General features: G+C 75.3%; 18 protein-coding genes and 1 tRNA gene. 9 read left to right on the top strand and 10 right to left on the bottom strand.

Going from position 1 to position 23,295, the window contains the following annotated elements; all coding sequences use genetic code 11:
• Positions 1–177: 177 nt before the first annotated feature.
• The 3 genes from hpt to dacB form a co-directional block, all read right to left on the bottom strand.
• A complete protein-coding gene (gene hpt / locus G1H19_RS24965) occupies positions 178–1,851 on the bottom strand; it encodes a hypoxanthine phosphoribosyltransferase (protein WP_322099363.1) in 1,674 nt (557 codons plus the stop codon).
• A 14-nt stretch (positions 1,852–1,865) separates the two neighbouring features.
• Complete coding sequence (locus G1H19_RS21205; protein ID WP_152729565.1) at positions 1,866–2,963, bottom strand: zinc-dependent metalloprotease; 1,098 nt, start codon at positions 2,961–2,963, stop codon at positions 1,866–1,868.
• 158 nt (positions 2,964–3,121) lie between these two features.
• The gene (gene dacB, locus G1H19_RS21200; RefSeq protein ID WP_235928126.1) at positions 3,122–4,561 is read right to left on the bottom strand and encodes a D-alanyl-D-alanine carboxypeptidase/D-alanyl-D-alanine endopeptidase; all 1,440 of its coding nucleotides are present in this window, start codon (positions 4,559–4,561) and stop codon (positions 3,122–3,124) included.
• Between the two features lie 58 nt (positions 4,562–4,619).
• On the opposite strand from dacB, the gene G1H19_RS21195 reads away from it, so the two are divergent.
• Positions 4,620–5,108 carry an inorganic diphosphatase gene (locus tag G1H19_RS21195; protein ID WP_162392987.1) on the top strand — a complete coding sequence of 163 codons (489 nt, stop codon included), beginning with the start codon at positions 4,620–4,622 and terminating at the stop codon, positions 5,106–5,108.
• 177 nt (positions 5,109–5,285) lie between these two features.
• The gene (locus tag G1H19_RS21190) at positions 5,286–7,802 is read left to right on the top strand and encodes an HAD-IC family P-type ATPase (protein ID WP_162392986.1); all 2,517 of its coding nucleotides are present in this window, start codon (positions 5,286–5,288) and stop codon (positions 7,800–7,802) included.
• Between the two features lie 15 nt (positions 7,803–7,817).
• Here G1H19_RS21190 and G1H19_RS21185 read toward each other — a convergent pair.
• From G1H19_RS21185 to tmk, 3 genes are all read right to left on the bottom strand, one after another.
• Positions 7,818–7,893, bottom strand: a tRNA-Thr gene (locus G1H19_RS21185).
• A gap of 59 nt (positions 7,894–7,952) precedes the next feature.
• Positions 7,953–9,131, bottom strand: coding sequence for a DNA polymerase III subunit delta' (locus tag G1H19_RS21180; protein ID WP_162392985.1), 1,179 nt, complete (start codon positions 9,129–9,131; stop codon positions 7,953–7,955).
• Positions 9,128–11,176, bottom strand: a complete 2,049-nt coding sequence (gene tmk / locus G1H19_RS21175) for a dTMP kinase (protein ID WP_235928125.1) — start codon at positions 11,174–11,176, stop codon at positions 9,128–9,130. Before tmk ends, G1H19_RS21180 begins: the two co-directional genes overlap by 4 nt.
• Before the next feature lie 303 nt (positions 11,177–11,479).
• Between tmk and G1H19_RS23675 the strand changes: the two genes are divergently transcribed.
• The gene (locus G1H19_RS23675) at positions 11,480–11,839 is read left to right on the top strand and encodes a methyltransferase domain-containing protein (RefSeq protein WP_235909580.1); all 360 of its coding nucleotides are present in this window, start codon (positions 11,480–11,482) and stop codon (positions 11,837–11,839) included.
• The gene (locus G1H19_RS23670; RefSeq protein WP_235909579.1) at positions 11,840–12,316 is read left to right on the top strand and encodes a class I SAM-dependent methyltransferase; all 477 of its coding nucleotides are present in this window, start codon (positions 11,840–11,842) and stop codon (positions 12,314–12,316) included. It begins immediately after the preceding gene.
• Here the strand turns inward: G1H19_RS23670 and G1H19_RS21165 are convergent.
• From G1H19_RS21165 to G1H19_RS21150, 4 genes are all read right to left on the bottom strand, one after another.
• Positions 12,303–13,073, bottom strand: coding sequence for a class I SAM-dependent methyltransferase (locus G1H19_RS21165; protein ID WP_235928124.1), 771 nt, complete (start codon positions 13,071–13,073; stop codon positions 12,303–12,305). The two genes, G1H19_RS23670 and G1H19_RS21165, sit on opposite strands and share 14 nt — an antisense overlap.
• An 11-nt stretch (positions 13,074–13,084) precedes the next feature.
• Positions 13,085–16,045, bottom strand: coding sequence for a type I DNA topoisomerase (gene topA / locus G1H19_RS21160; RefSeq protein ID WP_162392984.1), 2,961 nt, complete (start codon positions 16,043–16,045; stop codon positions 13,085–13,087).
• Between the two features lie 274 nt (positions 16,046–16,319).
• Positions 16,320–17,840, bottom strand: coding sequence for an alpha/beta hydrolase (locus tag G1H19_RS21155; RefSeq protein ID WP_152729563.1), 1,521 nt, complete (start codon positions 17,838–17,840; stop codon positions 16,320–16,322).
• Positions 17,837–18,157 carry a hypothetical protein gene (locus G1H19_RS21150; protein WP_152729562.1) on the bottom strand — a complete coding sequence of 107 codons (321 nt, stop codon included), beginning with the start codon at positions 18,155–18,157 and terminating at the stop codon, positions 17,837–17,839. Before G1H19_RS21150 ends, G1H19_RS21155 begins: the two co-directional genes overlap by 4 nt.
• 244 nt (positions 18,158–18,401) lie before the next feature.
• On the opposite strand from G1H19_RS21150, the gene G1H19_RS21145 reads away from it, so the two are divergent.
• The 5 genes from G1H19_RS21145 to G1H19_RS21130 form a co-directional block, all read left to right on the top strand.
• Entirely contained in the window at positions 18,402–20,828 is a 2,427-nt protein-coding gene (locus G1H19_RS21145) for a DEAD/DEAH box helicase (protein WP_152729561.1), read from the top strand.
• Between the two features lie 397 nt (positions 20,829–21,225).
• Positions 21,226–21,642 (top strand): hypothetical protein, encoded by a 417-nt coding sequence (locus G1H19_RS21140; RefSeq protein ID WP_152729560.1) that lies wholly within the window; start codon positions 21,226–21,228, stop codon positions 21,640–21,642.
• Positions 21,643–21,757: 115 nt separating this feature from the next.
• Positions 21,758–22,183 (top strand): hypothetical protein, encoded by a 426-nt coding sequence (locus G1H19_RS21135; protein ID WP_152729559.1) that lies wholly within the window; start codon positions 21,758–21,760, stop codon positions 22,181–22,183.
• 14 nt (positions 22,184–22,197) lie between these two features.
• Positions 22,198–22,332 carry a hypothetical protein gene (locus G1H19_RS24240; protein ID WP_268895476.1) on the top strand — a complete coding sequence of 45 codons (135 nt, stop codon included), beginning with the start codon at positions 22,198–22,200 and terminating at the stop codon, positions 22,330–22,332.
• A gap of 747 nt (positions 22,333–23,079) precedes the next feature.
• Positions 23,080–23,295: transposase (locus G1H19_RS21130; protein WP_163638869.1), on the top strand; the 216-nt coding region annotated here is incomplete at its 3' end.

Below are 23,295 nucleotides of genomic sequence, written 5' to 3'. Positions count from 1 at the left end.
CGACCCTCCTGAACGTCACCGGACGCCGCGTACGGCCGGGAGAGGCCCCCGCCGCAGAGGGCGACGTCGTTGCGACGACGGTACACCGGGGATGCTGTGCGCCCGCTCGACGAAGGCCGACCCCCACCTGGACGAGGGACGACGACGCCGGACCCCGCCCGCGGCGGGGCCGGTGGCTCAGGAGCTGTAGACCTCGGGCCTCAGCGTGGCGATGTAGGGCAGGTCGCGGTAGCGCTCGGCGTAGTCCAGGCCGTAGCCGACGACGAACTCGTTGGGGATGTCGAACCCGATGTACTTCACCGGCACGTCGACCTTGACCGCGTCGGGCTTGCGCAGCAGCGCGCAGACCTCCAGGCTCGCCGGGCGCCGGCCGCCCAGGTTCTTCAGCAGCCAGGACAGCGTGAGGCCGGAGTCGATGATGTCCTCGAGCACCAGCACGTGCTTGTCGGTGATGTCCCGGTCCAGGTCCTTGAGGATCCGGACGACGCCGGAGGAGCTGGTGGCCGACCCGTAGGAGGAGACGGCCATGAACTCCATCTGGGTGGGCAGCTGCAGGGCGCGGGCGAAGTCGCTCATGAACAGCACCGCGCCCTTGAGGACGCCGACCAGCAGCACCTCGCGGCCGGCGTAGTCGACCGCGATCCTCGTGGCCAGCTCGCGGATCTTCTGCTGGATCTGCTCCTCGGTGAGCAGCACGTGGTCGATGTCGGGGCCGTAGCCGTGGTCCGGGCCCAGCGGGCCGTCGACAGGGCTCCCGGGGGCCGGCTCGCCGGCGGCCGCTGCCTCGGGTGCGGGGACGGACTGGCTCACGCTCGGGTCTCCTCGGCTGTCGTGCACCGGCCCGGGACGGGCGGCGGCGCCCCCCGGGACCCGGGTGGGCTCGAGGGCCAGCCTGCCAGACCGCCGGACCACCCCGACACCGCCCGGCAGGCTCACCGCCCGCTGCCCGCGCCAGCCGGTCACCAGCGCGTCGACGGCGAGCAGGTGCACCGACTGCAGGTCGGCCACGCCGGCGCCGGTGAGCCAGCCGCGGAGCACCCGGCGGCGCAGCGCGGGCGGCAGGTCGGCCAGCGGTGCCGCCGGCAGCGTGCCCGCCGGCTCCAGCAGCGCGGCCAGCCGGGCGGCGGCCAGGGCGTCGAGGGCGTCGAGGTCCTCGCGCAGCAGCGCGGCGGTGCGGGCCAGCGCGGGTGCGACCCCGCCGCCCAGGGCGTCCTCCAGCAGCGGCAGCACCTCGGTGCGCAGCCGCACCCGGCGGTAGGCCGGGTCGGTGTTCCAGGGGTCCTCCCACACCGGGAGCCCGAGCGCCCGGCACGCCGCGCGGGTGGTGCCGCGGCGCTCGGCCAGCAGCGGTCGCCACCAGCGCAGGTCCCCGTCGTCCCGGTGCTCGACCATGCCGGCGACCGAGCGCGGCCCGGAGCCGCGGCCGAGGCCGAGCAGGACGGTCTCGGCCTGGTCGTCCAGCGTGTGCGCCAGGGCCACCGTCACCGGGCCGGCCACCGTGCCGGCCACCGAGCGCACGGCGGCCAGCCGCGCCGCGCGGGCGGCGCCCTCCGGCCCGCCGTCGGCGGCGACCTCGGCGCGGGCGACCAGCACCGGGTCCAGGCCCAGCCCGCGCACCAGCTCCGCGGTGGCCGCGGCGCGCGCGGCCGAGCCCTGCTGCAGCCCGTGGTCGACGGTCACCGCCCCGCACCGCACCCCGGCCCGGGGCGCCTCGACGGCGAGCGCGGCGGCCAGCGCCACCGAGTCCGCTCCCCCGCTGCAGCCGACCAGCACGGTCCTGCCCGCGGCACGCGCCAGCCCGGGGCGCACCGCGACGCGCAGGGCGGCGACCGCGGGGTGCGGCCCGGCCACGACGGGTGCGGGGCTCAGGCGTGCACGGCCGGGCTCACGCCCAGCACGCGCTGCACCCACTGCTCAGGAGCGGTGAGCTCCTCCTTGAGCGGCAGCGTCTCCGGACCGGTCCACACGGTGTTGAACCCCGTCATGCCGACCTGCGCGACCACGCCGGAGACGAAGTGCCGGCCGTCGGCGTACTGCTGCATCTTCTGCTCCAGGCCCAGCAGCCGGCGCAGCACGCGGTCGATCGGCCCGCGGCCCTTGCGCCGCTGGTTGAAGCGCTTGCGCAGGGTCACCACCGAGGGCACGACGTCCGGGCCGACGCCGTCCATCACGAACTCGGCGTGCCCCTCGACCAGGCTCATGACCGCCGTGACCCGGTCCAGCACCGCGCGCTGGGCGGGGTCGCTGACCAGCGCCATCAGCCCCTGCGGGGCGTCGTCGTCGGCGGTGGGGGTGCCGCGGACGGCGTCGGACAGGCTGCGGACGACGTCGCCGAGGCGCTCGCGCAGCAGGTCGGGGGTGAGGTCGGTGGCCTCGATGAACTCGCCCATCTGCGCCTCGAGGTAGGGCTTGAGCCAGGGGACGGCGGTGAACTGCAGCTGGTGGGTGACCTCGTGCAGGCAGACCCACAGCCGGAAGTCCGAGGGGTCCACGCCCAGGCGCCGCTCGGTCTCCACGATGTTGGGCGCGACCAGCAGCAGCCGGCCGTCGGTGCCGAAGACCTCGTACTGGCCGAGCACCCGGGAGGAGATGAAGGCGAGCAGACCGCCGGCCTGGGCGCCGGTGACCCGGGACCCGACGGCGGTGGCCAGCCGGCCGGACTGCCGGCCCTGCTTCTCCTGCAGCGCCGCGGCCAGCGGGGTGATCAGGGCGGACATGCCGGCGGCGTTGGCGTCCACCCAGCCGGGCCGGTCCACCACGGCGACGGTGGGCTCCGGGCCACCGGGCACCGGGTGCAGGCCCGTGAGCCCCTCGACGTGCGACACCGCCAGCGCGGCGGCCTCGTGCAGCTCCCGGACGACCGCGGCGGCCTCCTCGCGGGTGGTGGCCGGGCCGGGCCGGAGCAGCCGGCGGGCCGTGCGCCCGGCGAGATCCCAGTCGACCAGGGACGAGGGGCTGCTCATCGCCCCACCCTAACGTCGGGCCGGCGCGCCCCCGCCGCCGCGGACCGGCCGGTGGGCGACCCCGGGCAGCGTCGTGCCGCCACGGACAGGATCGACACGAACAGCCCGCAGAGATGGCCATCTCTGCGGGCTGTTCGTGTCGGTCCTGCGCGGGTGGGTCAGCGGCAGCCGCAGCCGGCGAGGGCGGCGGCGACCCGGTCCAGTGCCGCCTCGGTGGGGTCCAGCCCGCCCACCGCTCCGTCGGCCAGGACGGCGAACACCAGCAGCCGGCCGTCGGCGGTGAGCACGGTGCCGGCCAGCGCGTTGACCCCGAGCAGCGTGCCGGTCTTGGCCCGGACCGAGCCGGGGGCGGCGCCGCCGGTGGGGTCGCCACGGTCGGCCAGCGTGCCGTCGAAGCCGGCGACCGGGAGCCCGGAGAGCAGGTCGGCGGCGGCCGGCAGGCTACCGTCGCCGGCGGCCCGGAGCAGGCCGGTCAGGGTGGTGGCCGGCACAAGATCCCCGGCGGACAGGCCGCTGGCGTCACCCAGGACCACCCCGGTGACGTCGATGCCCGCCTCCCGCACCGCGTCGGTGACCGCGGTGCCGGCGCCCTCGAAGGTGGCCGGCAGGCCGCGGGTCAGGGCCACGTGCCGGGCGAGGGTCTCGGCCAGCAGGTTGTCCGACAGCGAGAGCGCCTGCTCCACGAGCCGGGCCACCGGGGCGGACTGCACGCGGCCCAGCTCCCGGGCCTGCGGCGGCGCGGCGCCCAGCGTCACCGGCACCGACGGGGCGCCGAGCGCGCGGGCCAGGGCGACCCCGGCGTCGGTGCCGGGCTGCCCGCTGCGCGCCAGGCCGCCCGGGGCGAGGCGGGCGCCGTCCACCGCGGCCGCCGTCACGGGCGCGGCGTACGTGGACGGCGCGTCGTCGGCGCCCCAGCCGGCGGCGGTGAGCGGCCCGCTGAACAACGAGTTGTCGACGACGACGGAGGTGACCGGGGCCCCGGCGAGGGCGGCGGTCACCTGCCGGGCGAGGTCGTCGACGGTCGGTGCGCCCGGGTAGGTGGCCGAGGGCGTGGTGCGCGACAGCGTGGGGTCGCCGCCGCCCACCAGCACCACCTCGCCGGGGGTGGCGCCGGCGACGACCGTGGTCGGGAGGGTGGCGGCCGGGTCCAGGGTGGTGAGCGCGGCGACCGCGGTGAGCAGCTTCGCCGTCGAGGCCGGGGTGCCCGGGTCGGAGCCGTCGCGGTCGAAGAGCACGGTGCCGGTGCGGGCGTCGACGACCTGGGCGGACAGGCCACGCCCGAGCGCCGGGTCGGCCAGCAGCGGGGCCAGGGTGGAGTCCAGCGCGGTGGGCTGCGGCGCGTCCGGGTCGAGGTCGGCGAGCACCGGCGGGGCGTCGCCGACCGCGGGCAGGACGGCGTCCGGCACGGGTGCCGCGGCCGACCCGGCACCGGCGGGACCGCCACCCCGCAGCACCAGCAGGACGGCGGTGAGCAGCAGCGCGACCACGATGACCAGGACCATCGCGACGGTGGCGCCGGTGCGGCGCGGCGCGGCGGCCGCGGCCTGCTGCCGGCGGGCGGCGCGGGTCGTCGGAGCAGGCGTCGTGACCGCCCCCACCCCCCTTCGGAGGACCTTCCCCTGCAGGTCCGGCACCTCGTGGGCCACACTACCCAGCGTGCAGTTCGACGTGACGGTAGAGATCCCCAAGGGCCAGCGGAACAAGTACGAGCTGGACCACGCCACTGGACGCATCCGGCTGGACCGGATGTTGTTCACCTCGACGCGGTACCCGGCCGACTACGGGTTCATCGAGGAGACGCTAGGACAGGACGGTGACCCGCTCGACGCGCTCGTGCTCCTGGAGGAGCCGACCTTCCCGGGGTGTCTGATCACCTGCCGGGCGATCGGCATGTTCCGGATGACCGACGAGGCGGGTGGGGACGACAAGGTCCTCACCGTGCCGGCCACCGACCCCCGGATGGCCCACCTCAAGGACATCACGGACGTGTCGGAGTTCGACCGGCTGGAGATCCAGCACTTCTTCGAGACCTACAAGGACCTCGAGCCGGGCAAGAGCGTGGAAGGCGCCGACTGGGTCGGCCGGGCCGAGGCCGAGGCCGAGATCGAGGCCTCCTTCCGGCGCGCCCGCGACGCCAAGCACTGACCTCCCGACCGACCGGCCCTCCTCCGCGAGCGGCCGCCGAGCCCTCCCGGACGACCGACGGCGACGCACCCACCGGGTGCGTCGCCGTCTGCGTCCGTGCCCCCGGCCTGCACCGACACCTCACCCGACCGGGCTGCCGCCGACGACGCACCGGGCCGGTGCCGTCATCCTGGTGCCGTGACGTCCCAGACCCGCGCGGCCGAGACCGGTGCCCCCGTCGGCCTGACCAGCAGCGAGGCCGCCGCCCGGCGCGCCCGGGGCGAGGGCAACGTCTCGGTCACCGGCACCTCGCGGACCTACGCGCGGATCCTGCGGACCAACGTCTTCTCCTTCTACATCATGATCCTGTTCACCATCGGGGTCGCGCTGCTCGCGCTGGGCCGGTGGAGCGACGCGCTGATCAGCGTGGGGCTCGGCGTGATCACCGCCGGGATCAGCGCCGCCCAGGAGATCCGCGCCAAGCGCCAGCTCGACCGGCTGCAGCTGCTGGCGCGGGGCACCGTCGTCGTCGTCCGGGACGGGCGGGAGACCGAGGTGCCACCGGAGGCGGTGGTGCGCGGTGACGTGCTGGCGGTGCGCCCCGGGGACCAGCTGGTGGTCGACGGGCCGGTGCTGACCGGCCGGGTCGAGGTGGACGAGTCGCTGCTGACCGGCGAGTCCGAGGCCCAGGTCCGTGGCCCGGGCGCGGACCTGCTGTCCGGCAGCCACTGCGTGGGCGGCGGCGGCACGCAGCTCGCCCGGGACGTCGGACCGGCCAGCTACGCCAACCGGCTCACCGCCCAGGCCCGCCGCGACTCCACCGACAGCACCCCGCTGCAGCAGCGGATCTCCTTCGTCATCCGGCTGACCATGGTCCTGGTCGTGCTGATGGGCGGGGCGATCCTGGCCCAGACCGTGCTGGAGGGCTACTCCCTGCTGCGCGTGGTGCAGACCTCCGCGGTGCTGTCCGGCCTGGTGCCCTACGGGCTGTTCTTCATGATCGCGCTGAGCTACACCGTCGGCGCGGTGAGCAGCTCGCGGGAGGGTGCGCTGGTGCAGCGGGTCAACGCCGTGGAGTCGGTGAGCAACGTCGACGTGGTGTGCACCGACAAGACGGGCACGCTGACCACCGGCCGGCTCACCGTGACCGAGGTGCTGCCGCTGGGCGCTCACACGCTGGACGACGTCACCGCCGCGCTCGGCGCGGTGGCCCGCAGCACCGGGGCGCCGAACCTGACCAGCGCGGCGCTGGCCGCGCACCTGCCCGCGGAGCCGGTGCCGGTGGTCGAGGAGGTGGCCTTCACCTCGTCGCGGCGGTGGAGCGCGCTGCGCACCCGCGACGACACCTGGGTGCTGGGTGCGCCGGAGGTGCTGGTGCCGGCCGCGCCCGGCCCGCACCCCGACGTCGACGTGCGGTCCCGGACGGCGCAGGGCCTGCGGGTGCTCGTGCTGGGTCGGGCCACGACGCCGGGTGCGCCGCTGCGGGGCGCCGACGAGCGGCCGGCGCTGCCCGAGCTGGAACTGGTGGCCCTGGTGGCGCTGGCCGACGAGCTGCGGCCGGACGTGCCGGAGACGCTGGCCCGGTTCGCCGCGGAGGGCATCGAGCTGAAGGTGCTGTCCGGCGACGACCCGGACACGGTCGCGGCGCTGGCCACCCGCGCCGGCCTGCCGGACGCCGTGCCGGTGCACGCCGGGCACCTCGACCAGCTCTCCGACGCCGAGCTGGACGGCGTCGTCGCCGGGGGCACCGTGTTCGGGCGGGTCGCCCCGGAGCAGAAGGAGCGGATCGTCACCTCGCTGCGCCGGCAGGGCCGGTACGTGGCGATGGTCGGGGACGGGGTCAACGACGCGCTGGCCCTCAAGGCGGCGCAGGTGGGTGTGGCCATGCGCAGCGGCAGCGCCGTGGCCCGGGACGTCGCCGACATCGTGCTCACCGACGACTCGCTGGCCGCGCTGGCGCCGGCCCGGCGGACCGGCCGCCGGATCATCGACGGGATCACGACCTCCGCGCAGGTGTTCCTGGCGCGGGTGGCCACCCAGGGGCTGGTCATCGTGGTGGTGACCATGCTGGGTCTGGGATTCCCGTACTCCCCGGCCCAGGGCGGGCTGACGCTGTTCACCGTGGGGCTGCCCAGCCTGGTGCTCACCGCGTGGGCGCGGCCGACCGCCCCGGACCCGCACGTGCTGCGCACCCTGGCCCGCTTCGTCATCCCCGCCGCCGTGCTCACCGCAGCGGGCGGGGCCACCGTCTACGCCGTGCTCTACACCGAGGTGGCCGGTGGCTTCGCCTCCTCCCGGGTGCCGGCCCAGGTGATCGCCGACTTCGAGCGGTACACCGGCCTGACCTACGGCGTGGACGGCGACTTCGCCGCCGCCGCGGCCACGATCGGGGCGCAGACCGGCCTGTCCACGTTCGTGTCGCTGGCCTCGGTGCTGCTGGTGCTCTACCTCAAGCCGCCGGCCCGGCTCTTCGCCGCCTGGACGGCGTACACCGGTGACCGCCGGCCGGCCTGGCTGGTCCTCGGGCTGCTCGTGGTGCTGGTCGCCGCGCTGGTCACCCCGGTGACCAGCGACCTGTTCGGGCTGACCGGCGCCGCACCGCCGGTGTACACCACGGTGCTGCCGGCGCTGGTCGTCTGGTTCGGTGCCCTGGGGCTGGCGTACCGGTTGCGGCTGATGGACCGGCTGCTGGGCCTGCGGGAACCGGCCGGGTGAGCGGGTGGGGTGGCGTGGAGCCGCCTGTCGGAATCGAACCGACGACCTTCTCATTACGAGTGAGATGCTCTACCGACTGAGCTAAGGCGGCGTACGTGCGGGGATGAGCCTACGACACCGGCCGCCGCCGGCCGGGCAGCACCTCCGGCGTCATCCCGGGAGTCGCAGTCGCACGGTGAGCGCCTCGATCGCCACCTGCGGTTTCACGTTCTGCTCCAGGGCGGTGCGCGCCTCCAGCACCCACTGGATGCGGCGCAGCGCACCCTCGGCACCGATCTTCCGGGCCAGCTCGACGGCGTCCGCGCGCCGGTCGGGGTGGTTGAGCGTGGGGACGGCGGACGACAGGACGTCGGGGCCGGCGGAGTCGAGCACCAGCGCGTCCCGGTAGAGCCCGGCCAGGTCGACCAGCGCCCGGTCGAGCGAGTCGCGGCCGAGCCGGGTGGCCCGCGACTTCTGCCGCTTCTCCAGCTCCTTGAGCGCGCCGGCCCCCCGGCTCGCCGCGGCCATCCCCGGGCCGCGCGCGCCCACGCCGAGGCTCGCCTTCACCGCCTCGGTCTCCGCGCCGTCGATGCCGGCGGTGGTGCGGTCGGACTCGTCCTTCGCGGTGGCCACCAGGTCGTCGGCGGCGTTGAGGCACGCGGCCAGCGACACCAGCGACAGCGGCACGTCCAGCACCGCCTTGCGGGCCAGCCGGGCGTCCTCCTCCTGCGCGAGGTGCCGGGCCCGGCCGACGTGCCCGCCGGAGGCCGCCGCCGACCACGCGGCCAGCGCCGGGTCGACCCCGTCGCGGCGCACCAGCACGTCGGCGATCGCCTCGACCTCCGGTGTGCGCAGGCCCACCACGCGGCAGCGCGACCGGATGGTGACCGGCACGTCGTCGGGGTGCAGCGAGGGCGCGCACAGCAGGAACACCGTGCGGTGCGGCGGCTCCTCCAGCATCTTCAGCACGGTGTTGGTGGCCTGCTCGGTCATCCGGTCGGCGTCCTCGATCAGGACGACCTGCCACCGGCCCTGGGACGGCGCCCGCCCGGCGGTGCGGACGATCTCGCGCACCTCGGCGACGCCGATCGACAGGCCCTCGGGCACCACCCGGTGCACGTCGGCGTGCGTCCCTGCCAGCACGGTGCGGCAGGCGTGGCAGGTGCCGTCGCCCCCGGCGGGGCACTGCAGCGCGGCGGCGAACGCCCGGGCGGCCACCGACCGCCCGGACCCCGGCGGCCCGGTGAACAGCCAGGCGTGCGTCATCGAGGCCGGCTCACGGACCGCGGTGCGCAGCTCGGCGACGACGGCCGGCTGCCCGACCACGTCGTCCCAGACGCCGTCGGTCACGAGCCACCAGCCCCGTCGGCGGGGGCGGCCGCCGCCTGCCGGGGCAGCCCGGCCAGCAGCATGCCGACCCGTTCCCGCACCGCCGCGGCCACCTGGTCGGGGTCCTGCGTGGCGTCCAGCACGAGGTAGCGACCGGGGTCGGACTCGGCCAGGGCCCGGAACGTGCGGCGCACCCGCTGGTGGAAGTCCAGCGACTCGGCCTCCAGCCGGTCGGCGGTGCCCCGGCCGCGGGCGCGCGCCAGGCCCACCTCCGGCGGCAGGTCCAGCAGCACGGTCAGGTCCGGGCGCAGGCCCTCGGTGGCCCAGCGGGAGATCATCCGCACGTCGTCCATCGGGATGACGCGGCCGGCGCCCTGGTAGGCCAGCGAGCTGTCCACGTAGCGGTCGGTGATCACCACCTCCCCGGCGTCCAGGGCCGGGCGCAGCACGTCGTGCACGTGCTGGGCCCGGTCGGCGGCGTAGAGCAGCGCCTCGGCCCGGGCGGCCAGCCCGACGGTGTCCGGGTCGAGCACGATCCGCCGGATGCCCGCCCCGGACGGCGTGGCACCGGGCTCGAAGGTGGCCCGGGTGACCAGGCCGTCGGCGGTGAGCCACTCCTGCAGCCGCCGGACCTGGGTGGACTTGCCGGCGCCCTCGCCGCCCTCGAAGGCGATGAACACCCCGCCGCCGGCCAGCCGCCGGCGCGCGGTGGTGTCCCGGCGCAGGGCGGTGACGACGTCGCGGACCAGCGGCACCGGCCGCCGGTCGTCCATCTGCCGGTAGGCGCCCACCCCGACGCCGACGGCCACCAGACCGGCCAGCCCGAGCAGCAGGCGCTCGCCGGTGACGGTGAGCGACCCGATGCCGAGGTCGAGCACGTGCCGGCCGAGCAGGCCCACCGCGAACGGGGTGAGCGCCAGCGACACGATCAGCCCGGCCCGCACCAGTGACTGCACGAGGGCGAAGGTGCGGCCGCGGACGGCGTCGTCGACCTCGGTGCCCAGCAGGGTGAAGCCGGCCAGGTAGGCGATGCCGGCGAAGAAGCCCATGGCCACCACCAGCAGCAGCGCGATCCACAGCTCCGGGGTCCAGGCCAGCAGGGACACCGCGATGCCGGCCGCCACGATGGCCACGCCGAACAACCGCTCCCGGGCCAGGTCCCGCGCGACGCTCGGCCCGAAGGCGATGCCGGTGCCCAGCCCGATGAACACCGCGCCGAACAGCAGCCCGTAGGCGGCCTCGCCGCCGCCGAGGGAGAGCGCGAAGGCCTGGCCGGTGGCGATCACCACGCCGGCGGCGACGAACGCGCCGGTGATGCCCACGACCAGCCCGCGCACCAGCGGGGTGTGCCCGGCGAAGGAGAAGCCGCTGACCAGCGAGGCCAGGAAGCTCTCCTCGTGCACCGGCTTCACGCCGGCGGCCCGGCGTCCGCTGATCGAGGGCAGGTTCCAGATGACGACCGCCGCGACCAGGAAGGTGAGCGCGTTGACGTACAGCGCCAGGTCCACGGCGCTGACCGCCAGCAGGTCGCTGATCCGCTCCCCGATCGTGGTGAGCACGGCGAAGACGACGGCCGCGGCCACCGGGGTCAGACCGTAGGTGGTCACCAGCGACAGCTGGTTGGCCGGCTCCAGCTGGTCCTTGCGCAGCATGTTCGGCACCGCGGCGTCCTTCGCCGGGATCCAGAACAGGCTCAGCGCCTCGATGACGAACTGGGCGACGAACAGCCACACGAGGTTGTCCACCAGCGGGATGGAGGCGAAGAAGCCGAACCGCAGCACGTCGGTGACCACCATGGTGCGGCGGCGGTCGAACCGGTCGGCGAAGGCACCGGCCAGCGGCCCGAGCACGATCGCCGGGAGCAGGCGGAACAGCAGCACGCCACCCAGGGCGAAGTTGGCGGCGGCGAACCCGTCGACCAGCGAGGTGGCGGTGGCGGTGATCGCCAGCAGGCCCAGCCAGTCGCCGAAGCTGGACAGCGCGGTGGAGAGCCAGAGCTTGCGGAAGTCGGGCACCCGCAGCACGGCGCGGACACGGGCGACCAGGCCGACCTCGGTGCCCTGCACGTCGTCGTCGCCGGCCGGCGGACCGGCGGCATCCGGACCGGTCGCGTCGTGGCCGGTCGGACCGTCCTCGGACGGCGGTGGCGGCTGCGCGGTGATCGGGACTCCCGGTGGTCGTGACGGACGCCGCGGCGGGCGGGGCCGCCGGGCAGGCGACCCGCTGCTCAGGACCTGCGCGCAGGCCCCGCGGCCGGGTCCGGGTCGCGCCGGACACGCCCCGGGCCCGGGACGACGGTACCCGCGAGGTCCGACCGGACCGGCCGGCCGGCGCAGCGGCACACCGGCCGGTGTGGTCGGGTACGCGCCATGGCACCCCCCACGGCACCGGACGGCGCACCCTCCACCGGCAGCGACTGGGACCCGGCCGGTTACCTGCGCTTCGCCGGGGAGCGCGCCCGCCCGGCCGCCGACCTGGTGCAGCGGGTAGGCGCGATCGAGCCCGCGGTGGTCGTGGACCTCGGCTGCGGGGAGGGCGCGCTGGCCGCGGCCCTGGCCGCCCGGTGGCCGGCGGCCCGGGTGACCGGGGTCGACCTCTCCCCCGCGATGCTGGCCGCCGCCGCCCGGCACGCCGTCGCGGGGCGGGTGGACTTCGTCGCCGGCGACGTCCGGGACTGGGCACCGGCTGCGCCGGTGGACGTGCTGGTCAGCAACGCGGTGCTGCACTAGGTGCCGGGCTACCCGGACCTGCTGGCCCGCTGGGCCGGGCACCTGGCGCCGGACGGCTGGCTGGCCGTGCAGGTGCCCGGCAACCACCGGGCCCCGACCCACGCCCTGCTCGCCGACCTGTGCCGCTCGCCGCGCTGGGCCGGGCTGCTGGCCGCGGCCGCGCCACCGGCGGACGCGGTGCCCGACCTCGGCGTCCACCTGGACGTGCTCACCGGGGCGGGGCTGGTGGCCGACGTCTGGGAGACCACCTACCTGCACGTGCTGACCGGGCCGGACCCGGTGCTGCGCTGGGTGGCCGGCACCGTGCTGCGCCCGGTGCTGGACCGGCTGGCCGACGCCGACGCCGCGGCCTTCCGGGCCGCCTACGCCGACGCGCTGCGCTCGGCCTACCCCGCGCGCCCCGACGGCACGACGGTGCTGCCCTTCCGGCGGGTCTTCGCCGTGGGGCACCGGCCGGCGCGGGTCAGCGGGGCGTGAGCCGGTAGGACCGGGTGACGTAGGGCAGGTCCAGGGTGGTCGCGCCGCGGGTGTCCGGGTGCTCGGCCAGCAGGGTCCGGACCCGGCCGAGGAAGTCCGCCCGGGTGGGCTCGTCCATCGTGGCGACGTAGCTGCGGGTGCCGATGCCCCCGACCACCTGCTCGGAGGTGAGGTGCTGGACGACGGAGGACTCGTGCGTCTCCACGCGGGCGGCCAGCTCGCGACTCAGCGCGAACGAGGCGACGACGCCCTCGTCGGCCTCGTGGTCGCGGGCCTCGGCGGCGAGCAGCCGGCCCAGGTCGGCCACCCAGGGCACCCGCTCGTCCCGGGAGTTCCAGACGAACCCGACCCGTCCGCCGGGGCGCAGCACCCGGGCGATCTCGGCGGCGGCAGGTGCCGGGTCGAACCAGTGCGCGGCCTGCCCGGCCACCACGGCGTCGACCGAGGCATCGTCCACCGGGACGTCCTCGGCCCCGCCGACGGCGACCCGGACCTCGGGGTGCCGTGCGCGCAGCTCGTCCAGCATCGGCGCCGACGGGTCGACCGCGACCACCCGGTGCCCGGCGGCGAGCAGGGCGTCGGTGAGCAGGCCGGTGCCCGCACCGAGGTCGAGCACGTCCAGCGGGTGCTCGCCGAGCAGGAAGGTCACCGCGTCAGCCGGGTACCCCGGCCGCAGCTGGGCGTAGCCGGCGGCGACGGCGCCGAAGGAGCGGCCGTGCTCCTGCCAGGTCTGGCGATCCTGGTGCGGACCGATCACGGTGCCCGCTATCAGCTGCCGGCCGGGACCTGCCCGGCGGTGTCCCCGGCGACGGCCTTCCCCCGGGCCGTGGTCGCAGCCTTGGTCGTCTTCGCCGTCGTCTTCGTGGCCGTCGTCTTCGTGGCCGTGGTGTTCTTGGCCGTGGTCTTCGTGGCCGTCGCCTTCGTGGCCGTCGCCTTCTTCGCCGGGGCCTTCGTGGCGGTCGTCTTCTTCGCGACCGTCTTCTTGGCGGCCTTCTTCTTCGTCACCGGAGCGCGCTCGCGCCGCTCGACGAGCAGCTCGGCGGCCCGCTCCAGGGTGATCGTCTCGACGTCGTCGCCCTTGCGCAGGCTGGCGTTGCTCTCGCCGTCGGTGACGTAGGGGCCGAAGCGGCCCTCGCGCACGGTGACCGGGCCCTGGCTGACCGGGTCGATGCCCAGCTCCTTGAGCGGGGCCTTCGCCGCGGCCCGCCCGCGCTGCTTGGGCTGGGCGAAGATGGCCAGCGCCTGCTCCAGCGTGACGGTGAACAGAGCGTCCTCGCTCTCCAGCGAGCGGGAGTCGGTGCCCTTCTTGATGTAGGGCCCGTAGCGGCCGTTGAGCGCCTGGATCTCGACACCCTCGGGGTCGGCGCCGACCACCCGCGGCAGGGTGAGCAGCTTCCGCGCGTCCTCCAGGGTCACCGTCTCCGGCGTCATGGAGGAGAACAGGCTGGCCGTGCGCGGGGCCTCCTTGCTGCCCTCGGGCACCAGCGTGGTGACGTAGGGCCCGTAGCGGCCGGCCTTGAGCACGATCGTCTCGCCGGTGTCCGGGTCGGTGCCCAGCGTGCGGTCCGCGGACGGCGCGGCCAGCAGCTCCGCGACCTTCTCGCTGGTCAGCTCGTCGGGGGCGATGTCCTCGGGCAGGCTCACCCGGGCGCCGTCCTCCCCGCCGGCCTGCATGTAAGGCCCGTAGCGGCCGACCCGGACGACGACCGGCTCCCCGGTCGGGCCGGTCGCCGACAGCGGGATCGAGTTGACGCCGCGGGCGTCGATCTCCTCCAGCCGCTGACCGACGACCGACTTGAGCCCGCCGGACGCCGCGATGCCGCCGGCGTGCCCGCCGTCCCCGCCGAAGTAGAACTCCGTCAGCCAGTCGACGCGCTGCAGGTTGCCGCCGGCGATCTCGTCGAGCTCGCGCTCCAGCGAGGCGGTGAAGCTGTAGTCGACCAGCGGCCCGAAGTGCAGCTCGAGCAGGTTGACCACGGCGAAGGCGACGAAGGACGGCACCAGCGCCGCACCCTTCTTCCACACGTAGCCACGGTCCTGGATGGTCTGCATCGTGGCGGCGTAGGTGGAGGGCCGGCCGATCTCCAGCTCCTCGAGCGCCTTGACCAGGCTCGGCTCGGTGTACCGCGACGGCGGCTGGGTGGTGTGGCCCTTGGGTTCCAGCGCCGTGGTGTCCAGCCGCTGGCCGCGCTCCAGCCGGGGCAGCCGGCGCTCGGCGTCGTCGGCCTCGCTGTCCTCGGCGCTGCCCTCGTCCTTGCTCTCCACGTAGGCGCGCAGGAAGCCGGGGAAGGTGATCGTGCGCCCGCTGGTGGAGAACTCGACACCCTCGTCGGTGCTCGAGCGCCCGGCGAGCCGGACCGACACCGTCTGGCCCACCGCGTCGGCCATCTGGGAGGCCACGGTGCGCTGCCAGATCAACTCGTAGAGGCGGAACTCGTCCCGGGCCAGTTGCCCGGCGACCTGGCCGGGGGTGCGGAAGGCGTCGCCGGCAGGCCGGATCGCCTCGTGGGCCTCCTGCGCACCCTTGTTCTTGGTCGCGTAGCGGCGCGGCTCGGCCGGCACGTAGGCGTCGCCGTACAGCTCGCGCGCCTGGTTGCGCGCCGCGGTCAGCGCCTCGTTCGACAGGTTCGTCGAGTCGGTGCGCATGTAGGTGATGAAGCCGTTCTCGTACAGCCGCTGGGCGACCCGCATCGTCTGCGCCGAGGACCAGCCCATCTTGCGGCCGCCCTCCTGCTGCAGTGTCGACGTCATGAACGGCGCGTACGGGCGGCGTCGGTAGGGCCGCTCGTCGACCCGGGTGACGGTGACCGCGCTGCCCTCCAGCCGGGCGGCGAGCCCGCGGGCGCCGGCCTCGTCCAGGTGGACGACGTCGCTCTGGGTCTGCCCGGTGTCCGGGTCGAAGTCCTTGCCGGTGGCCACCCGCCGGTCGTCGACCGTGACCAGCGTCGCCGACAGCCGGGCCGGCTCACCCGCGTCGGTGGGGTCCGCCTTCTCGGCGACCTGGAAGGTGCCCTCCAGGCCCCAGTAGTCGGCGGACCGGAAGCGCATCCGGGCCCGCTCGCGCTCGACGACGATCCGGGTGGCCACCGACTGCACCCGGCCGGCCGACAGCTTGGGCAGCACCTTCTTCCACAGCACCGGGGAGACCTCGTAGCCGTAGAGCCGGTCGAGGATGCGGCGGGTCTCCTGCGCGTCGACCAGTGCGGTGTCGAGGTCCCGGGGGCTGGCGAGGGCCCGGGCGATCGCCTCGGGGGTGATCTCGTGGAAGACCATCCGGCGCACGGGGACCCTGGGCTTGAGGGTGTCGACCAGGTGCCAGGCGATGGCCTCGCCCTCGCGGTCACCGTCCGTCGCGAGGTAGACCTCGCTGGCGTCCTTCATCAGCGTCTTCAGCCGGGCCACCTGCTGCTTGCGCTCGGGGCTGACCACGTAGAGCGGGCTGAAGCCGTTGTCCACGTCGACGCCCAGGCGGGCCCAGGACTCGCCCTTGTGCGCGGCCGGGACGTCCGCGGCGTTGCGGGGCAGGTCGCGGATGTGGCCGACACTGGACTCGACGACGTAACTGCTGCCGAGGTAGGCGCCGATCTTCTTGGCCTTCGCCGGGGACTCCACGATGACCAGCGGCCGGCCACCGACCGCTGCCGTGCGGCGACGCGCCGGGGGCGCGGGGGTGCCGGCCTCGCTCGTCTCGTCGCTGGTCGGGACGGTCTTCGTGGTCCTGGTGGGCACGGTGCTCCTGTCGGTGGTGCTGTGTCGCAGTCGCCGGGTGGGACCCGGCGTGGTCGGGCGCTTGCGGTGCGCACCCGCTCGGCCAGGCCACGGTAGGCCACGACCGGCGGCGCAGCCCGGTCGAGGACTCCCGGCGGGCGTGCCGTCGGTGTGTCGAACGACTCCCGCCGGACGGTGTTCCGCGCTGCGGTCGAGATCACCCCGTGTGGTCAGGGCCTCCCCGTCGCCGGTGACGTCCCTGCTCAGCGCGTCGCGACCGGCGGGTGGCCACGGGTCAGCGGGTGCCGGCGACCACCTCGCCGATCGCCTCCAGCGTGGGTCGGTCGGCGTCCAGGTACTCGGTGTGCCACTGCGTGATGTCGGTCGGGAGGCCCTCGGACCCCCAGAGCGGCATCCAGGTGTTCTGTCCGAACCAGCTCACGTAGGACACCGGGTCGGCCGGGCTCGCTGCGTCGTACACCTCGTCGACCTCGAGGCCACCGGCCGTCCACTCCGACACCCCGGGGCTGCCGAGCAGCACGACGGCGTCCGCGGCCAGGGCGCCGTCCTCGTCGGCGGCGTGGTCGACCACGGTGGTGCCGTAGCTGTGCGCGACCACGGTGGTGCGTGCTGCGGCCGGGCCGGGCCGTGCCGCCGCCAGCCCGTCCAGCGCCCGGTCCAGGGCACGCCCGCCGCGCTCGGCGGCGAACGGGAAGGGCGCGGTGAGCAGGCCCGGGGTGCGGTAGCCGAGCCACACCAGCACGGCGGCCTCGACACCGGGGGCGGCCTGTTCCGTGGCGCCGACGATCCGCACCGCCGCGGCACCGAGCCCGTCGAGGTCGTCGCCGGCGGTGGTCGTGATGCCCGGGACGAACACGGCGACCTCGCCGGCGGCGTCCAGGTCGCCGATCGCGATGCCGACCAGGCCCTGGTCCAGGTCCAGCCGGTGCAGCTGCACCAGCCGGCCGTCCTGTTCCTGGGCACGCAGCTGTGCGGCCACCGCCTGCGCCGTGGCGTGCCGCTCGCTGGTGGTGTCCAGGCTCTGCACCTCCGCCTCCAGGACCGCCCGGTTGGCGAGGTCGCGGGCCCAGGCCGGCACGCCGTCGAGCCCGCCGACCACAGCCGGCTGCTCGGCGATCGCGGTGTACTGCTGGGCGGAGGTGAGCCCGGACCACCAGCGCGCCGCCTGCTCCGGTGTGTGGTGCGGCGGGAGCAGCGGCAGGACGACGACGTCCGGCGCCAGGGGGCCGGCCAGGTCGGCGAAGTCGGCGGCCGGACCGCCGGGGCGCAGCGGGGTGAGGGCGTCGGCGGCGCCCCGCGCGTGGGCCGCGACCTGGGTGACCTGCTCCTGGGCTGCCGCGGCCAGGGCGACGGCGAGCCGGCCGGCGTCGGCCATCGCGTCCAGGGCGGCCAGCTGGTCGGGGGCCATCGCGCTGCCGGGCAGCAGCGGTGGCGCCGACAGCGAGCCGTCGTCGAGCAGGGTGACCGGGCCGGCGGCGGCCGCGGCGAACGCCTGGGCCGCCAGCTCCTGCGCGCTGGTGGCCGCGGTGAACAGCAGGGTCAGCTGCTCGACAGACGGCACCAGCGACTGCTCCACCCCGCTGGTGACCGTGGACAGCTCGACCAGCACCCCGGCGGCCGCGGACGCCGCCGGGCCCGACCAGCACACCGCGCGGGACAGCTCCTGGGTCACCGCGTCCAGCCGCAGGCGCCAGGCGCCGGTGCGGCCGGCGACGAGGTCCAGGGTGCCGACGGAGCTGCGCAGCTGCACGACGTCCCAGGTGAGCACGGCCGACAGCGGGACCGGGGCGCTCACCGGGCGACCGCCGAGCGGCCCCGGGCGCCGGCCACCAGCTCCGCGGCCGACCGGTCCAGGGCGCGGTAGCCGGCGACGGCGGCGCTCAGGGTCGCCCCGACCTCCGTCGCACGGCCGGCCAGCAGGCCGAGCACGGTGCCCCACTCGTGACCCACCGCGGCGGTCTCCGCGCCGGGCCCGCCGTCCAGGGACCACCCCAGCGAGGTGCCGCAGGCGGTGCTCACGTGGGCGTCGTCGGCGAGCTCGGCCCCGAGGGCGGTCAGCTCGGCGGCCAGGCCGTCGAGGACGTCCAGCTGGACGGTGAGGGGGTCGGACACGGTGCCTCCCGGGCGCCGCGGTCTCCGGGTGAGACCGACGCCGGGGACGCTAGGGAGACCGTCGACGTCCGTGGGGGCCGTCGTCCACAGGCTCGGGTGGTCTCCACAGGTCGGTCGCAGGGCTGGTCAGGCCGCCGGGACGGCCCCGTCCGCCCCCTGCGAGATCGCTCACAGACGCCCGGTCCCACGCCGTGGGCGTGCGCTCGACCGACACGAACCGCCTCCCAGGTGTGACAGTGGGGGAATGACATCGGTGTCACCCGCCCGCGCCCCGGTCGGCGGCGACCCGGTGGCGTGGGACGGGCCGGAGGCGCTGCCCGGCGGTGAGCTGCTGGCCGCGCTGCTGGCCGGGTCGGACCCGGAGGCGGACCCGGTCACGCACGTGCACCGGGTGCCCACCCGCAGCAGCCGCACCGCCCCCTGGCCGGAGTGGGTGGACCGGGCGCTGGTCGACCGGCTCGCCGAGCGGGGCGTGCACCGGCCGTTCAGCCACCAGGTGCGCGCGGCCCAGCTGGCCCGGGACGGGCAGCACGTCGTCGTGGCCACCGGGACGGCGTCGGGCAAGTCGCTGGCCTACCAGCTGCCGGCGCTGAGCCGGCTGGCCGAGGACCCGCGGGCCTGCGTGCTCTACCTGGCCCCGACGAAGGCGCTGGCCCGCGACCAGCTGGCCTCGGTGGCCGCGCTCGCGGACCCGTCGGTGCGCCCGGGGGCCTACGACGGCGACACCCCGGGCGAGGAGCGCGACTGGGTGCGCCGGCACGCGCGCTGGATCGTCACCAACCCGGACATGCTGCACCGCGGGATCCTGCCCGCCCACCAGCGCTGGTCGAGCACCCTGCGGCGGGTCGCCTACGTGGTGGTCGACGAGTGCCACGCCTACCGCGGGGTGTTCGGCTCGCACGTCGGGCACGTGCTGCGCCGGCTGCGCCGGATCTGCCGCCGCTACGGCGCCGAGCCGGTGTTCGTGCTGGCCTCGGCCACCGTCGCCGACCCCGAGGTGGCCGCGACCCGGCTGGTGGGCGCGCCGGTGACGGCGGTGACCGAGGACGGCTCACCCCGCCCCGGCGCCACGTTCGCGCTGTGGGAGCCCCCGCTGACCGAGCACACCGGCGAGCACGGTGCCCCGCTGCGCCGCTCCGCCGCCTCGGACACGGCCGGGCTGCTGGCCGACCTGGTGGAGCAGGGCGCCCGCACCCTGGCCTTCGTCCGCTCCCGGCGCAGCGCGGAGTCGGTGGCCGAGCAGGCCCGGCGGGTGCTGCACTCCCGCGGCCGGTCGGACCTGGTCGGCCGGGTCGACTCCTACCGCGGGGGCTACCTGCCCGAGGAGCGCCGCGCGCTGGAGGGCCAGCTCTCCCGGGGTGAGCTGCTCGGGGTGGCCACCACCAACGCCCTGGAGCTGGGCATCGACATCGCCGGGCTGGACGCGGTGGTGCTGGCCGGGTACCCCGGCACCCTGGCGTCGATGTGGCAGCAGGCCGGCCGGGCCGGACGCGCCGAGCGGGAGTCGCTGGTGGTGTTCGTGGCCCGCGACGACCCGCTGGACCACTACCTGGCCCACCACCCCGACGCCGTGTTCGGCCGCCCGGTGGAGGCCACCGTCACCGACCCGTCCAACCCGCACGTGCTCGGCCCGCAGCTGTGCGCGGCGGCAGCCGAGCTGCCCCTGCAGGCCGACGAGCTGGAGACCTTCGGCGGCGCGGCCGCGCAGGCACAGGTCGCCGCGCTGGTGGCCACCGGCGACCTGCGGGCCCGGCCGACCGGCTGGTACTGGGCCGGCCGCGGCCGGCCCGAGGTGGACATCCGGGGCAGCGGCGCGGAGCCGGTGACGATCATCGAGGGCAGCACCGGGCGGCTGCTCGGCACGGTGGACGGCGACGCCGCGCACGCCACCGTGCACACCGGGGCGCTGTACGTGCACCGCGGGGAGACCTTCGTGGTGGACGACTTCCACCCCGACGACGCCTGCGCCCAGGTGCACCCGGAGAGCCCGGAGTGGACGACGGTCGCGCGGGACGTGACCGACCTGGGCATCGTCTCGGTCGACACCACCCGCCGGCTCGGCACGGTCACCGCGCACACCGGCGTGGTCGACGTGACCAACCAGGTCGTGGCCTACCAGCGGCGGCGCGCGGGCACCGGCGAGGTGCTGGCCGAGTTCCCGCTGGACCTGCCGGCCCGCCAGCTGCGCACCCGGGCGGTGTGGCTGACCCTCGACGAGCGCGCGGTCACCCGCGCCGAGCTGGACGGCGTGAGCCTGCCCGGGTCGCTGCACGCCGCCGAGCACGCCGCGATCGGCCTGCTGCCGCTGATGGCCACCTGCGACCGCTGGGACCTCGGCGGCGTCTCGACCGCGATGCACCCGGACACCGGCGCGGCCACGATCGTCGTCTACGACGGCCACCCCGGCGGTGCCGGCTTCGCCGAACGGGGCCACGCGGTGCTGCGCACCTGGCTGCGGGCCACCCGGGCCACCGTGGCCAGCTGCGAGTGCGAGTCCGGCTGCCCGTCCTGCGTGCAGTCGCCCAAGTGCGGCAACGGCAACGACCCGCTGGACAAGGCCGGGGCGGTACGCGTGCTGGACGTGGTGCTCGACGAGCTCGCCGCCGACGAGGACCCCGGACCGGGTGGGCCCGGCCTGCCGAACACCGCCGAGGAGCAGCCCGCCGACTGAGCCGGCCGGGCCGGGCATCGAACCGGTCCCCTGGCTCCCCATCAGGCACGGTGGGGCGGTGGAACTCGCGGCAGACGCCGTTGCGTCGGCCGCCCGCAGGGCCACGAGGAGGAGCCGCCATGGGCGGTTCTGGGTTTCGCGCATCACGCGCTGGTGCCTTGGAGGCGGCGCGGGGACTACGAGCCCGTTCCCCATCAGCCCTACGAGTTGAGCAAAGCCCAGCCGGTGGGGGCAGCCGCGTGTCCGATGTTCCCGCGATCGGGTGATGAGGCCGGACTCGGGCGTCTCGCTCCCGCCGCCTGAGATGCGGCCCCGGAGAGCTCAAGGTCCGAGCCCTCATTGCCGAAGTTCGCTGGGTGCGCCATCGGGCAGCACACCCATGAGGAAGGGAACAGCCATGGACGACCTGACCGAACGGACGCTCTGGGCGCTCGCGGCCGCCGACTACCCGGTTGTGTCGGCGCAGGACTTCAATGCGGTCTACCGCACCTTCGGCCCGGCCTTCGGCCCGTGGCGGCCGGTCGTCGTCGGGCAGGAGGGCGGTCACCGCACCGTGCTCGCCGCCGGTGGGAACACCGACGCTGTCACGGCGATGACTGCCGTGGCTCAGGAGTGGCGGGCGCTGTGCGACCCGCCTTCTTCGCAGGTGGCCCTGGCTCCCTGCCCGGAGAACCCCGCCGCGGGGGACGTTGCCCGTAACGCGCCGCAAGGCCTGCTCCTGCGCCAGGGACTTGCCCGGCTGGACGGCTGGATCGACCGGATCGACGTTGCAGGCGAGTTGCCGCTGGAGGGGCGCCCCCGCGCCGCCAGGTGACTCCTTGTCGCTCGATCGGGTGATTCGGGATCTCCGCTGCCCCCGGAGCACCCGGTTCTGTCGGAGACACCCGGCACTGTCGCTGCGTCCCCTTCACCCCATCCGAGGAGTTCACGTGCCGACGACCTCTCCCATCAGCGTGCAGCCGTTCGCCCCCACCGTGCCGATGTCCCAGGACGTCGTGGCGACCGAGGCGGCTGAGCACCTTCGACGAGCGGACTTCCTCACCGAATGCGGCACCTTCGGGAATCTGACGACGGCCGAGGTGCTCCTCGCCGACGGCCGCCGGCTGGTCCTGGTGCCGATGGTGGAGACCCTGTATGGGGATTTCGAGGATCCCGACGTCGACCTGTGGCATCTGCTCCTCCGCGACTCGGACGGCACCTACCTGGAGTTGTCCGACGACACGCTGTGCGTCGATGAGTGCCCGTCGGTGCTGTGGGCCCAGCGGATGGGCGTCGATCCGGCGGTGGCGGTCCACCTGGTGGTCACCGCGCTCGCCGATGCTGACGTCTGGGCCGATCTGGGCCTGTCCGCCTGACCCCGAGGAGACACATGGCTCACCACATCAAAGGCGTCTCCGGCAGCAACCTGATGCTGCTGCCGAGCGGAGAGGAGCACCGCTGGCTGGCGGTGGGCGGCGCGGTGTCAGTGGACCGACAGTTGCGCACCGAGGGGTACTCCTGGTGACCAGAGGAAGAGCTGACCTCCGAGGAGGCCACGCGCATCGCCGGCGAAGGACCGGCGGACGTCGTCGTCTCCCACGATCGCCCGCAGGCCGCTGCCGTTGCCCTCGGTGACCTGCCCGGGCAGTGGTGGGACCGGGCTCCCCGGGCTTGGGCCAGGGACGACCTAGCTCGGTCCGACTCGCACTCAGCACGGGTGCAGTCGGTCATCGACGCGGTGCGGCCCCGGCATGTCTGGCGCGGGCACCTTCACCAACGAACCGACGCCGTCATCCGCCCCACCGCCTGGGGAGACGTCTGCGAGATCCACGGATTGGCAGCGGACGGAATGCCGTGGAACAAGTCCACCGTGGTCGTGGGTCTCGATGGAGCAGGGGTCGGTCTTCAGCGCGACGCGTGAGGTACGTGTTCGGCTCAGTAAGTCCGCCAAGCCTGGCGGGACCCTCCTTGACGACCCTGAAGGCATCGCCCAGACGTCTATGGAGATCGGCGTCTCCGAAGCCGCTTCCTGGCTCGGGGAATCTGTGCGGCGAGTCCAAGCACTGGCCCAGGCTGGGCGGTTACCGGCCCGACGCGTGTCCGGCGTCTGGCTCATCGATGCCGTTAAGATGCGGCGACCGCTGCGCCGGAGTCGACCGATGAGCCCTCGGATCGGTGCCGCGTTCGTTCGGCTGCTTTCTGACCCCAATGCGTCCTTCGCCGACCTAGGGCATGTCTCCTAAGTCTGTGGGGGTCGGGCATGATCTTGGGCGTGGCGCCGCTGGCTGAGTTGACGGATGGGCAGTGGGCGGTGATCGAGCCGCTGATGCCGCAGGTCAGGGGACGGTCGCGGCCGTATCGGGAGCATCGGCAGGTGGTCGAGGGGATCGTGCACCGCTACCGGTGCGGGGTCGCCTGGCGGGATCTGCCGGAGCGGTTCGGGCCGTGGCAGACGGTGTGGAAGCGGCATGCCCGCTTCTCCCGGGAC

The organism is Goekera deserti (assembly GCF_010685995.1).
GTDB lineage: Bacteria > Actinomycetota > Actinomycetes > Mycobacteriales > Geodermatophilaceae > Goekera > Goekera deserti.
This window is presented reverse-complemented; position numbering and strand designations above follow the sequence as displayed.

Bases quoted from the DNA above. Each gene is read 5' to 3' on its own strand.
- G1H19_RS21140 (WP_152729560.1), top strand. From the start codon at position 21,226: ATGGACGACCTGACCGAACGGACGCTCTGGGCGCTCGCGGCCGCCGAC.
- G1H19_RS24240 (WP_268895476.1), top strand. From the start codon at position 22,198: ATGGCTCACCACATCAAAGGCGTCTCCGGCAGCAACCTGATGCTGCTG.
- G1H19_RS21145 (WP_152729561.1), top strand. From the start codon at position 18,402: ATGACATCGGTGTCACCCGCCCGCGCCCCGGTCGGCGGCGACCCGGTG.
- G1H19_RS21205 (WP_152729565.1), bottom strand. From the start codon at position 2,963: ATGAGCAGCCCCTCGTCCCTGGTCGACTGGGATCTCGCCGGGCGCACG.
- G1H19_RS23675 (WP_235909580.1), top strand. From the start codon at position 11,480: ATGGCACCCCCCACGGCACCGGACGGCGCACCCTCCACCGGCAGCGAC.